12 protein-coding genes are annotated in these 11,901 nt (G+C 72.5%); 8 read left to right on the top strand and 4 right to left on the bottom strand.

Annotated elements, in window-relative coordinates; genetic code table 11:
• Positions 1 to 73 precede the first annotated feature (73 nt).
• The 5 genes from LBW97_RS14715 (at position 74) to LBW97_RS14695 (ending at position 4,918) form a co-directional block, all read left to right on the top strand.
• Positions 74 to 883, top strand: a complete 810-nt coding sequence (locus tag LBW97_RS14715; RefSeq protein ID WP_224500096.1) for a purine-nucleoside phosphorylase — start codon at positions 74 to 76, stop codon at positions 881 to 883.
• A complete protein-coding gene (locus LBW97_RS14710) occupies positions 880 to 1,701 on the top strand; it encodes an NAD-dependent epimerase/dehydratase family protein (protein WP_224500095.1) in 822 nt (273 codons plus the stop codon). The genes LBW97_RS14715 and LBW97_RS14710 overlap by 4 nt, the downstream gene beginning before the upstream one ends.
• Entirely contained in the window at positions 1,698 to 3,329 is a 1,632-nt protein-coding gene (locus tag LBW97_RS14705; protein WP_224500094.1) for a phospho-sugar mutase, read from the top strand. Before LBW97_RS14710 ends, LBW97_RS14705 begins: the two co-directional genes overlap by 4 nt.
• Before the next feature lie 94 nt (positions 3,330 to 3,423).
• On the top strand, positions 3,424 to 4,005 hold the full coding sequence (locus LBW97_RS14700) for a DUF6318 family protein (protein WP_224500093.1): 582 nt from the start codon (positions 3,424 to 3,426) through the stop codon (positions 4,003 to 4,005).
• 316 nt (positions 4,006 to 4,321) lie between these two features.
• Positions 4,322 to 4,918: a hypothetical protein gene (locus LBW97_RS14695; RefSeq protein ID WP_224500092.1), complete on the top strand. Its 597-nt coding sequence runs from the start codon at positions 4,322 to 4,324 to the stop codon at positions 4,916 to 4,918.
• A gap of 23 nt (positions 4,919 to 4,941) precedes the next feature.
• On the opposite strand, the gene LBW97_RS14690 is transcribed toward LBW97_RS14695, so the two are convergent.
• The 4 genes from LBW97_RS14690 to LBW97_RS14675 all read right to left on the bottom strand — a co-directional run bounded on the left by LBW97_RS14690 (position 4,942) and on the right by LBW97_RS14675 (position 8,198).
• On the bottom strand, positions 4,942 to 5,355 hold the full coding sequence (locus LBW97_RS14690; RefSeq protein WP_224500091.1) for a DUF805 domain-containing protein: 414 nt from the start codon (positions 5,353 to 5,355) through the stop codon (positions 4,942 to 4,944).
• On the bottom strand, positions 5,352 to 6,242 hold the full coding sequence (locus LBW97_RS14685; RefSeq protein WP_224500090.1) for a Gfo/Idh/MocA family protein: 891 nt from the start codon (positions 6,240 to 6,242) through the stop codon (positions 5,352 to 5,354). Before LBW97_RS14685 ends, LBW97_RS14690 begins: the two co-directional genes overlap by 4 nt.
• A 2-nt stretch (positions 6,243 to 6,244) precedes the next feature.
• Entirely contained in the window at positions 6,245 to 6,868 is a 624-nt protein-coding gene (gene upp / locus LBW97_RS14680; protein ID WP_224500089.1) for a uracil phosphoribosyltransferase, read from the bottom strand.
• 91 nt (positions 6,869 to 6,959) lie between these two features.
• Positions 6,960 to 8,198, bottom strand: coding sequence for a DUF222 domain-containing protein (locus tag LBW97_RS14675; RefSeq protein WP_308010479.1), 1,239 nt, complete (start codon positions 8,196 to 8,198; stop codon positions 6,960 to 6,962).
• A gap of 238 nt (positions 8,199 to 8,436) precedes the next feature.
• On the opposite strand from LBW97_RS14675, the gene deoC reads away from it, so the two are divergent.
• The 3 genes from deoC to LBW97_RS14660 are packed head-to-tail and all read left to right on the top strand — an operon-like array spanning position 8,437 to position 11,767.
• Positions 8,437 to 9,450, top strand: a complete 1,014-nt coding sequence (gene deoC / locus LBW97_RS14670; protein WP_224500088.1) for a deoxyribose-phosphate aldolase — start codon at positions 8,437 to 8,439, stop codon at positions 9,448 to 9,450.
• Positions 9,451 to 9,455: 5 nt separating this feature from the next.
• Positions 9,456 to 10,898: an aldehyde dehydrogenase family protein gene (locus LBW97_RS14665; protein ID WP_224500087.1), complete on the top strand. Its 1,443-nt coding sequence runs from the start codon at positions 9,456 to 9,458 to the stop codon at positions 10,896 to 10,898.
• Entirely contained in the window at positions 10,895 to 11,767 is an 873-nt protein-coding gene (locus tag LBW97_RS14660; protein ID WP_224500086.1) for an aldehyde dehydrogenase family protein, read from the top strand. The genes LBW97_RS14665 and LBW97_RS14660 overlap by 4 nt, the downstream gene beginning before the upstream one ends.
• Positions 11,768 to 11,901 lie beyond the last annotated feature (134 nt).

The raw sequence follows: 11,901 nt of genomic DNA, 5'->3' as shown, positions 1-11,901 counted from the left end.
CGAGCATGATCACCCGGCCGATGGACGGGCCCTTCCGCGATGCGTGATGCGGTCGCTGCGCTAGCGTCCGTGCGTGAGCCAGCGATACTCGAACGATCCGCACGACCTCGCCGCCCGGGCCGCAGGGGACCTCACCACCGCTCTCGACGGGCCGCACGACGTCGCGGTGGTCATGGGCTCCGGCTGGGCCCCGGCCGCGGACGCCTTCGGCGCCGCGCGGTCGTCGGTGTTCGTCGGCGACCTCCCCGGTTTCGCCGCCCCGACCGCCGTCGGGCACGGCGGCGAGGTGCGGTCGGTCCGCGTCGGCGACCGGAAGGTGCTGCTCTTCCTCGGGCGCACGCACCTCTACGAGGGCCGCGGCGTCGAGCCGGTCGTGCACGGGGTGCGCACCGCCGCCGCCGCGGGCGTGCGGACGGTGCTGCTCACCAACGCCGCCGGCGGACTCGCTCCCGATCACCGCGTCGGGCAGCCGGTCATCATCAGCGATCACCTCAACCTGACCGCCCGCTCCCCGCTGGTCGGCGCGGAATTCGTGGACCTGACCGACCTGTACTCCTCGCGACTCCGCACGCTGGCCCGCGAGCTCGACCCGTCACTGGCCGAGGGCGTCTACGCCCAGCTGCCCGGGCCGCACTACGAGACGCCTGCCGAGATCCGGATGCTGCGCACGATGGGCGCCGACCTGGTGGGCATGTCCACCGGGCTCGAGGCGATCGCCGCCCGTGCCGCCGGGCTCGAGGTGTTCGGCCTGTCGATGGTCACCAACGCCGCGGCCGGCATCACCGGCGAGGTGCTGAACCACGCGGAGGTGCTGGCGGCCGGCAAGGCCGCTGCCGGGCGGCTGGGCGAGTTCCTGGTCGAGATGATCGGTCGGCTCCCGTGAGCGGCCTGGTCCTCCTGACCGGCGCGGCCGGGCGGATCGGCACGGTCCTGCGCGGCGGACTGCCCGAGCGCGGCTGGGCGCTGCGCTCCCTGGACGTCGTCCCGATTCCCGACGTCCGGCCCGGCGAGGAGCAGCTCGTCGCCGACGCCGCCGATCTCGCCGCGATGACCGATGCCGCGCAGGGCGCGTCCGCGATCGTGCACATGGCCGGCATCTCGGGTGAGTCCACTTGGCCGGCGATCCGGGACACGAACATCCAGTCCACGTTCGCCGCGCTGGAGGCAGCCCGGCTGGCCGGCGTCCCGCGCGTGGTGCTGGCCAGCAGCAACCACGCCAGCGGCTACACCGAGCGTCCCGCCGACGGGAGCCTGCTGCGCGAGGCCGACGCCCCGCCGCGGCCGGACACCTACTACGGCGTCTCCAAGGTCACGATGGAGGCGCTGGGCTCGCTCTACGTCGAGCGGTACGGCCTCGACGTCGTCTGCCTGCGCATCGGCAGCGCGTTCCCCGAGCCGACCACGACCCGGCAGCTGTCCACCTGGCTCTCCCCCGCCGACCAGATCTCGCTCGTGGACGCCGCGCTCAGCGCGCCGGCGCCAGGTTTCCGCGTCGTCTGGGGCGTCTCGGACAACACCCGGCGCTGGTGGGACCTCACCGCCGCGCAGGAGCTGGGCTACGAGTCGGTCGACGACGCCGAGGCATATGCCGAGGCGCTCGTCGCCGAGCACGGCGAGCCCGACCTCTCCGATCCGGTGCACGGCCGGGTCGGTGGCGAGTACACGACCGCCGACTTCGACGCGGAGAACTTCCCGGCATGACGCACGACCTGCTCGACACGGCCCGCGCCTGGGCCGAGGCCGACCCGAACGACGGCGACCGGGCCGAGATCCTCGCCCTGGTGGACGCCGGGAACACCGAGGAGCTCGGCCGCCGGTTCGCCGGCCCCCTGACCTTCGGGACGGCGGGGCTGCGCGGGCCGCTGCGCGCCGGGCCTGCCGGGATGAACGCCGCGGTGGTGCTGCGCGCCGCCGCCGGGGTCGGCCGGTACCTGCAGGACACCGGGCTCGCCGGCGGGACCGTCGTCATCGGCTTCGACGCCCGGCGACGGTCCGACGAGTTCGCGCAGCTCTCGGCGCAGGTGTTCTCCGGGCTCGGCTTCACCGTGCAGCTGATGCCGCGACCGCTGCCGACGCCGGTGCTGGCCTTCGCCGTCCGGCACCTCGGGGCGGTGGCCGGCGTGATGGTGACCGCCAGCCACAACCCGCCCGACGACAACGGCTACAAGCTGTACCTGGAGCAGGGCGCCCAGCTGGTGCCCCCGGCCGACGCGGCGATCGAGGCCGCGATCGCCGCCGTCGGGCCGGCGCGCGAGATCCCCCTGACCGGCGGGCACGGGATCCTCGGGGACGACGTCCTCACCGAGTACGTCGCCGCCGTGGTGCGCGAGCTCGACCCCGGGCAGGTGCCGGCAGACGACCGCGCCGCGCTGCGGGTCGCCTATACCGCCATGCACGGCGTGGGCGCCTCGACGACCCGGCTGGTGTTCGCCGCCGCCGGGTTCGCCGAGCCGGCCGGCGTCCCCGAGCAGGACGTGCCGGACCCGGCGTTCCCGACCGTCTCCTTCCCGAATCCGGAGGAGCCGGGCGCCGTCGACCTGCTGACCGCGCTCGCCGCGCGGGTCGGTGCCGACGTCGCGATCGCGCAGGACCCGGACGCCGACCGCTGCTCGGTGGTCGTCGGAGGGCGCCAGCTGACCGGCGACGAGGTCGGCGCCCTGCTGGCCGACTGGCTGCTCCGGCGCGGAGTGCGCGGCACCTACGCGTCGTCGCTGGTGAGTGGCTCGCTGATGCACGCGATCGCGGAGACCCACGGCGTGCCGTCGGAGGAGACGCCGACGGGCTTCAAGTGGATCATGCGGGCCGGCTCGGATCAGGCGCCGCTGGTGTACGGCTACGAGGAGGCGCTGGGCTACTCCGTGGCGCCGTCGGTCGTGCGCGACAAGGACGGCATCTCCGCGGCACTCGCCGTCGCGCTTCTGGCGGCAGAGCTCAAGGCCGGCGGGCGCACGCTGCTCGACCGGCTCGACGAGCTGGCGAACGAGCACGGCCTCTTCGTCACCGGCCAGCTGTCGGTGCGGGTGGAGGACCTCACGCTGATCTCCGACGCGATGGCGCGGCTGCGCTCGGCCCCGCCGGCGACGCTGCTGGGGCGGGCGGTCGATTACGCCGACCTTGCTCTGGAGACGCCGTCGATCGACGCGGTGCGGTTGCTGGGCGAGGGCGTGCGGGTGATCGTGCGGCCGTCCGGGACCGAGCCCAAGCTCAAGGCCTACCTCGAGACGGTGGTGCCCGTGTACGACGACGCGGGGCTGATCGCCGCCCGCGGTCGCGGGGCCGACGAGCTGGACCAGCTGCGCGCGGAGATGTCGGCGGCGCTGGGGCTCTGACGCACAGCCGGGTGGTTCTCCACAGGCACGGCTGCGCGCTGGTTCCTGCTCTGCGTAGTCTCCGGCGGTCGGTGATCAACTCGGAGGTGCGATCGTGACTCGGCGCTGGAGCACGCGGCTCGGGGCGGTACTGCTCGTGGGTGCCGCGGCGCTCACCGGCTGCTCGGAGAAGCAGGAGGCCAGCACCTCGCTGCCGACGGCCACCGCCGAGGCGAGCGAAGATGCGCTCCCGCCGCTCGGCCCGGAATCGTTCCCCGTGCCGAAGCAGGCCCGCGAGCAGACAGCCGACGGCGCCGTCGAGTTCGTCCGCTACTACGTCGCTCTCACCGGCCATCTCGCCCTCCAGTCGGAAGACCCGACCCCACTGCTCGAACTCAGCCGGGACTGCCGGACCTGCGGCCAGATCGCCGACGCATTCGAGGCGGACCTCGGCGCCGGCTACAGCTACCGGGACTACGTCTACGAGTTCGACGAGTACGGGCCCGCCCTGGTTGACGGCGACAAGGCCGAGATGGGATTCAGCTACGTCCAGGGGCCCATCACCGCGGTAGACCGCTCCGGCCAGGTAGTTCCGACTCGCTCTGCCCCGACTCCACAGGAGCTGCAGTCGGGGGCCTCTCTCGTCTGGGACCAAACTCTCCAGAGCTGGGTCATCACTGGCCTCACGGTGGGCTGAGGGGATGCGCCGGCTCCTACTCGCGCTCGGCCTCGTGGCCGCCTGCGTCGCGCTGAGCGCAGCGCCGGCCCAGGCTTGCGTCGGCCTCGACTGCGACGAACCGGCGGTCACCACTGGGCCCGGCTCCCTCACTGCGAGCTACCTGGGGCAAGCGCCCGGTGGCGCCTGGTTCGCTTCCACTTCAGCCCCGCTCGAACACCCCTACACGTATCGGCTCTCCAGGCCCTGCGTCATCAACGATCGCGAGACTGGCGCGTGCCAGCCGAGCGACTTCCGCACCTGCCCTGCGCCGCCCGGCCGTGTGGTCCAAGACCTGGTGCCCGAGCAGCGGCGACTGGCCCTCTCCGGCCCGGACGGCACGACGGTCACCCAGGACGGCTTCCCCACTGGAGGAGCGCCCGTCGGAACGCCCGTCGGGCCGTGGATCACCGGCAACCGCGCCTGCATCGACGTCACGGCACTGAACCCGCCGCCGTCGCCGGACGAGGTGTTCCGGTTCTTCCAGACCCTGCCGCTCCCCCAGCTGGCCACACGGCAGCAGCCCCCGGGCGACGCCCTGGTCGGCCTGCCGGTCATCTTCTTCACCGACTCGCCCACCACCCAGACGTTCACCGTGGACATCCGCGGCTTCACGGTCACCATCACCGCCGGAGCCACGGCCTTCACCTGGCACACCGGCGACGGCACCGACCTCACCACCACCGACCCGGGCGCGCCCTATCCGGACCACACCGTCACGCACGACTACCGCAGCGGCACCTACACCGCCTCGCTGACCACCACCTGGGGCGCGACCTTCAGCGTCGACGGCGGCGCCTCGGTCGAGGTCCCGGGCACCACGACCACCGAGGGCCCGCCGGTCACCTTCGACGTCCTGCAGGCCAGGTCAGTGCTCACGAACCCCTTCGACTGAGCCTCTGCATCAGGTCACGCCGCTCAGGCTGGTGGCGGGCCGTAGTCATTGGCGCGCGGCTCGGTACCCAGCAGCCCGACGGTCACGATCAGCACCAGCCAGCCGATGCCCGGAAGGAGGTTCCACAGCAACCACCAGGCGGAGTGGCCTCGATCATGCAGCCGGGTCACCGTCGCCGCGACGTTCGGCACGAAGAGGACGAGAGCCGTGATCGCCGTGACCGGACCGCCCGAGTCGGGGAAGGGCCAGAGCACGTTAAATCCGTCTCCGCCGATCAGCCGGGGGTAGGCATCCGGGAACCACTCCGCGTCGATCGACGTGGTGACGGCACCCAGGATGACGATGACCAGCACATAGCGCAGCCACCAGTCCCGCCGGCGCATGCGGCCCGTGGGGACGAGCCAGTTCCCCGCCCTCCCCCGGAGCGCTGTCGTCATCCCGGCACGGACTCCCGACAGCCGGAGTCCAGCGCGCGGACCGCGGCGGCAAGGACAGCGACGACGTCGCGACCGAAGCCGACGTCGCAGGGGTGCGTCCCACCGGTGAGAGCCGCCGCGGTCAGCTCGTCGACGGCCACCTGGAAGGCGGCCACCGGCTCGTCGACCTCGGGCAGCAGGACCAGCCGGCCGGCGTCGCCGTGCACGTAGAACTCGATGCCCGCCGACATGGGGGCCACCGTGTGCGAGAGCGTGACCGTGGAGGCGGCGCCGGACTCGTGGGTGAGGACGAGGTGCACCGTGTCACCGCGGCCGGCACCGGCCTGCACGGCGACGACGGGACCGAGCGCCGGCACGAGCACCGACAGCGCGTGCGGGCCGATGTCCCAGAGCGCGCCGTGCTCCTGCCGCCACGGCGAGGCGGCGAAGGGGGTGCCGGCCAGCGACGACAGCCACGAGCCCGAGCCACCGGCCAGCCGGGTGCGCCCTGCCTGGGTCAGCCAGGTGGACGTCGCCTCCTGGAACCGGAAGGTGAAGAAGACGACGGAGGCGACGCCTGCCGCCCGCACGGCGTCGACCACGCGGTCGGCACCGGCGGCGTCGAGGGCGATCGGCTTCTCCAGCAGCAGGTGCTTGCCGGCCTCGGCGGCGCGCACCGCGAGCGGCGCCTGCACGTCCGGCGGCAGCGCGATCGCGACGGCGTCGACGTCGGCCAGGAGCGCGTCGACGTCGCCGTAGCCGGGCACCTCGAACTCCGCGCCGAGGGCTTTGGCCTTCGCCAGATCGCGGCCCCAGACGCCCACCAGGTCGGCCGACGGGTGCTCGGCGAGTGCCGTCGCGTGCACCGCACGCGCCCAGTGACCGGTGCCCAGCACTCCGAAGCGCACGGTCAGACCGCGCCGAACTGGCGGTCGCCGGCGTCGCCGAGCCCCGGGACGATGTAGGCCTTGTCGTTCAGGCCCTCCTCGAGGCTCGCGGTGAACACCCGCAGGGGCAGTCCGCTCTCCTCGAGCCGCTGGATGCCCTCCGGGGCGGCGAGAGCGCAGAGCACGGTGATCGACGTCGTGCCGCGGGCGACGAGCAGCTCGCAGCAGTGCACCAGCGAGCCGCCGGTGGCCAGCATGGGGTCGAGCACGAAGACGTCGCGGTCGACCAGCGTCTCGGGCAACGAGGCCATGTAGGCCTCGGGCTCGAAGGTCTCCTCGTTGCGGGCCAGGCCGACGAAGCCCATCTGGGACTCGGGCAGCATCCCGTGCGCGGTGTCGGCCATGCCGAGGCCGGCGCGCAGCACCGGGACGATCAGCGGCGGGGCAGCCAGCTTGTAGCCGGTCGTCGTCGTCACCGGCGTGGTGATCGGCTCCTCGGCGATCTGCAGGTCGCGGGTGGCCTCGTAGACCAGCATCTGCGTGAGCTCGCGCAGGGCGGCCCGGAACATGGCGTTGTCGGTGCGCTCGTCCCGCATGCGGGAGAGGCGGGCACGGGCCAACGGATGGTCGACGACGGTGAGCTGCACGGGCGACACGGTATCGGCCACCCTCCGGGCCGCGGGGCGTCCGCTCCCACCGTCCACCCGTACGCCTGAGACCGAAGCCTCAGCCGCACCGTCAGCCCGCGCGGGTGGTGACCGGTTCGGTGGTGATGCGGGGCAGGACGAGGATCTCGGTGCCGTCGGGTCGGTAGGTGTGCCATCGGCCGGATTCGTCGCGTTCGATCCGGAATCCGTGGTGGACCTTGGTGTGGTGGCGTTCGCACAGCAGGGCGAGGTTGTGCAGGTCGGTGTCGCCGCCGTGGGCCCAATGGATGAGGTGGTGGGCCTCGCACCAGTGGGCGGGGGCGTCGCAGCCGCTGAACACGCAGTGCTGGTCGCGGGCGGTGAGTGCTCGCCACAGGTGGGGCGGTACGACCCGGTGGCTGCGGCCCTGTTCGAGGGGTTGGCCTTGGGGGCCGATCACGATGCGGGTGACGTTGCCGTCGCAGGCCAGCCACCGGGCGCGTGCGGCGGAGATGGTGGCGCCGAACCCGAGGTCGGCGGTCGCGGAGCCGGTGTCGGAGCCGACCAGGTCCTCCAACGGGATGGTGACCACGACGTGCGGCTTGAAGGTGCGCAGCGTCGGCAGGGTGCCGGCGGCGAGCTGGTTGTCACACAGCTGGACGAAGGCGTCGGCCTGCTGCTGGGCGCGGGTTCTCAGATCTCCGGCGGGCCGGTTGGCCTGCACGATCGACTCGACCGCGGCCATCGCCTTCTCCCCGCCGACCGCGTCCAGTTCCAAGCGGCCGGTCACGGAGCCGTCGGAGTGCTTGGCCCAGGTCAGCGACCGCTGCTCGGTGGGGTCGGGTTCTGGGCCGTCGGGATCCAGCCGGTCGAGGTAGTGGGCGACCGCCTTGCGCAGCTCGGGGTCGAAGACTGCCGCTGCGGCATCGGCCAGGGCGGCGTCGACCTCGGCGAGGTCCACGCCCTGCGCTTGCGCGGCGGCCACGTTCTTCGGGGCGGCGGCCGGTGCGATGACCGAGACCGCCTCGGCGCTCACCGCGCCCCGAGCGGCTGCCGCTGCGACGGCTGGCAACTGCTCCAGCGCTCGGCCGTTACGCACCAACCTGATCGCCGCGGACTGCGACATCCGCGCGTGCCCGCGCAGCCAGGACGCCATCGACGCCTTCCCGTCGAACTCCGCCGCATCCGCGAGTTCGCACTGCCGCACCGTGCGCGCCACCTCGGCGGCGATCCGGTTTTGCAACGTCAGCAGCGGGCTCAGCCGCTCCAGCAACTGCGGGCCGAACATCCCCTCCAGCCGCTCACCGGAGAGCTCGTCGAGCAGCGACCCCAACGACTCCAGCTGCTGCACGACACCTCCCGGACGACTCGAACGTATGTACGAATTCTAGCTGAGATGGCCCGAGCGTGCAGCATGAATCCCCAGGTCAGGGGCCTGTTCACAGATGTCAGCCGAGCCTGGACAGCGACAGGTCGGACGAGCCGAACCACCTGCTGGCCCCGCCCGCCGACCATCGGGGCGGCGCCGCATGCTCCGGGCGGGTGAGCGGCGGTCGGGAAGCAGCTCCCGCCAGTGGAGAATGGGCGGCATGACCCACGTGCTCGACCCCGACGCGCTGCCCGGGGCGACCCCCGCGGTGCACGCGCCGCTGCCGCCGTACGACGACGTGATCCGCTCCGACTCGGCCTTCCGAGCCTTCCTGCACGGCCTTCCGGGCGTGGACCAGGTCGGCGCCGAGGCCCGTGTCGCACAGCTGGGCACCCGCTCGATCAAGACGACCTCGAAGGCGTGGGCGATCGACACCGCGATCTCGATGGTCGACCTGACCACGCTCGAGGGTGCCGACACCCCCGGAAAGGTCCGCAGCCTCGCCGCCAAGGCCAAGCAGCCCGACCCGTCCGACCCGACCACGCCCCGCGTCGCCGCCGTCTGCGTCTACGGCGACCTGGCCGGCGTGGCCCGCGACGCCCTGGTCGGCACCGGCATCCACGTCGCCGCCGTCGCCACCGCGTTCCCGAGCGGCCGCGCGAGCCGCGCGGTGAAGATCGCCGACGTCCGCGACGCCGTGGAGAACGGCGCCGACGAGATCGACATGGTCATCGACCGCGGCGCCTTCCTGACCGGCCGCTACCTCGACGTCTACGAGGAGATCGTCGCCGTCAAGGAGGCCTGTTCCCGGCCTGACGGAGGCGCCCCCGCCCACCTCAAGGTCATCCTCGAGACCGGCGAGCTCAAGACCCTGGACAACGTCCGCCGCGCCAGCTGGATCGCCATGCTCGCCGGCGGTGACTTCATCAAGACCTCCACCGGCAAGGTGACCCCCGCGGCCACCCTCCCGGTGAGCCTGGTGATGCTCGAGGCGGTCCGCGACTTCCGCATCGCCACCGGCCGCCAGATCGGCTTCAAGCCCGCCGGCGGCATCAAGACCACCAAGGACGCCGTCAAGCACCTCGTGCTCATCAACGAGACCGTGGGCCCGGACTGGCTGCATGCCGACTGGTTCCGCTTCGGCGCCTCGAGCCTGCTCAACGACCTCCTCCTGCAGCGGCAGAAGCTGCGCACCGGCCACTACTCCGGCCCCGACTACGTGACGGTGGACTGAACGAGATGTCCGTATTCGAGTACGCCCCCGCCCCCGAGTCGCGGTCGATCGTGAACATCGCGCCGTCCTACGGCCTGTTCATCGACGGCGAGTTCGTCGACGGCACCGGCGAGTCCTTCAAGACCGTCAACCCGGCCACCGAGGAGGTCCTCACCGAGGTCTCCTCGGCCAGCGACGCCGACGTCGACCGCGCCGTCCGCGCCGCCCGGCGCGCCTTCGAGAAGACCTGGGGCCCGATGCGCCCCGCCGACCGCGGCAAGTACCTGTTCCGCATCGCGCGCCTGCTGCAGGAGCGCGCCCGCGAGTTCGCCGTCCTGGAGTCGCTGGACAACGGCAAGCCGATCCGCGAGTCCCGCGACGTCGACGTCCCGCTGGCCGCCGCGCACTTCTTCTACTACGCCGGCTGGGCCGACAAGCTCGACCACGTCGGCCTCGGCACCGCACCCCGCCCCCTGGGCGTCGCCGGCCAGGTCATCCCCTGGAACTTCCCGCTGCTGATGCTGGCGTGGAAGGTCGCGCCGGCGCTGGCCGCGGGCAACACCGTCGTCCTCAAGCCGGCCGAGACCACCCCGCTGAGCGCGTTGCTGTTCGCCGAGATCTGCCAGCAGGCCGATCTGCCGGCGGGCGTCGTCAACATCGTGACCGGCGCCGGGAACACCGGTCGCGCGGTCGTCGAGCACGGCGACGTCGACAAGGTCGCCTTCACCGGCTCGACCGAGGTGGGCAGGTCCATCGCCCGCGCGGTGGCGGGCACGAACAAGAAGCTGACGCTGGAGCTCGGCGGCAAGGCGGCGAACATCGTCTTCGACGACGCCCCGATCGACCAGGCCGTCGAGGGCATCGTCCAGGGGATCTTCTTCAACCAGGGGCACGTCTGCTGCGCCGGCTCCCGGCTGCTGGTCCAGGAGTCGATCCACGACGAGGTCATCGCAAGCCTCCAGCGCCGCATCGGCACGCTGCGCGTCGGCGATCCGCTGGACAAGAACACCGACATCGGCGCGATCAACTCCGCGGAGCAGCTCGCCCGCATCCGGGAGCTCTCCGACATCGGCGAGGCCGAGGGCGCGAACCGCTGGCAGCCGGCCTGCGAGCTGCCCGACCGCGGCTTCTGGTTCCCGCCGACGATCTTCACCGACGTCTCCCCCGCGCACCGCATCGCCCGCGACGAGGTCTTCGGCCCGGTCCTCTCGGTGCTCACCTTCCGCACCCCCGACGAGGCCGTGGCGAAGGCGAACAACTCCACCTACGGGCTCTCGGCCGGCATCTGGAGCGAGAAGGGCTCGCGGATCCTGAAGATCGCGAACCAGCTCCGCGCCGGCGTGGTGTGGGCAAACACGTTCAACAAGTTCGACCCGACGTCGCCCTTCGGCGGCTACAAGCAGTCCGGCTACGGCCGCGAAGGCGGCCGGCACGGGCTCGCTGCGTACCTGAAGGGTGCTGACCAGTGATCGGCAACGACCGTCTCGCCGTCCGCAAGACCTACAAGCTCTACGTGAACGGCGCCTTCCCGCGCTCCGAGAGCGGCCGCACCTACGAGGTCACCGACGCCAAGGGCCACTTCCAGGGCAACGTCGCCTGGGCCAGCCGCAAGGACGCCCGGGACGCCGTCGTCGCCGCCCGCGGCGCCTTCGCGAAGTGGTCGGGCGCCACCGCCTACAACCGCGGCCAGGTGCTCTACCGCGTGGCCGAGGTGATGGAGGGCCGGCACGTCCAGTTCTGCGACGAGGTCGCCCACGCCGAGGGCCTGTCGACGTCGAAGGCGCGGGCCGCCGTGGACGCCGCCATCGACCGCTGGGTCTGGTACGCCGGCTGGACCGACAAGCTGGCCGCCGTCCTCGGTGGGTCGAACCCGGTCGCCGGGCCGTACTTCGACTTCTCCACGCCGGAGCCCAGCGGCGTCGTCGCCGTCCTCGCGCCGCAGCAGTCGTCGCTGCTCGGCCTGGTCAGCGTGCTCGCCCCGGTCCTGGCGACGGGCAACACCGCCGTCGTCGTCACCTCCAAGGAGCGGCCGATCCCGGCCGTCACGCTCGGCGAGGTGCTCGCGACCAGCGACGTCCCCGGCGGCGTGGTCAACCTGCTCACCGGTGACGCCGAGGAGCTCGGGCCCTGGCTGGCCGAGCACGCCGACGTCGACGGCATCGACCTGACCGGTGCGCCGGTGAGTCGCGCGATGGAGTTCGAGCGGGAGGCCGCCGGCACCATCAAGCGCGTGATCCGCCCGCCGGCCACCGAGCCGGACTGGACCGCCGACCCCGGGCTCACCCGGATGACGCCGTTCCTGGAGACCAAGACGGTCTGGCATCCGATGGGCGTGTGAGGCCCCGTCCGGAGGCTCGACGTGGGCCTGCGAGCGGCGAGAGGGACGGGGTCCTTCTCGTGGCACCCGATGGGTGTGTGAACAACGGAACGAACGACGGCCGGTGCCTCAGCGGGGGTACCGGCCGTCGTCGC

This window comes from Blastococcus sp. LR1 (assembly GCF_020166105.1).
Lineage (GTDB): Bacteria > Actinomycetota > Actinomycetes > Mycobacteriales > Geodermatophilaceae > Blastococcus.
Note: the sequence above shows the minus strand (reverse complement) of the source record. Positions and strands in the feature narration are given on the sequence as shown.

What these genes read in the sequence shown, in the direction of transcription:
- LBW97_RS14690 (WP_224500091.1), bottom strand. Translation starts at nt 5,355, where the DNA reads ATGACGACAGCGCTCCGGGGGAGGGCGGGGAACTGGCTCGTCCCCACG.
- LBW97_RS14705 (WP_224500094.1), top strand. Translation starts at nt 1,698, where the DNA reads ATGACGCACGACCTGCTCGACACGGCCCGCGCCTGGGCCGAGGCCGAC.
- deoC (WP_224500088.1), top strand. Translation starts at nt 8,437, where the DNA reads ATGACCCACGTGCTCGACCCCGACGCGCTGCCCGGGGCGACCCCCGCG.
- LBW97_RS14665 (WP_224500087.1), top strand. Translation starts at nt 9,456, where the DNA reads ATGTCCGTATTCGAGTACGCCCCCGCCCCCGAGTCGCGGTCGATCGTG.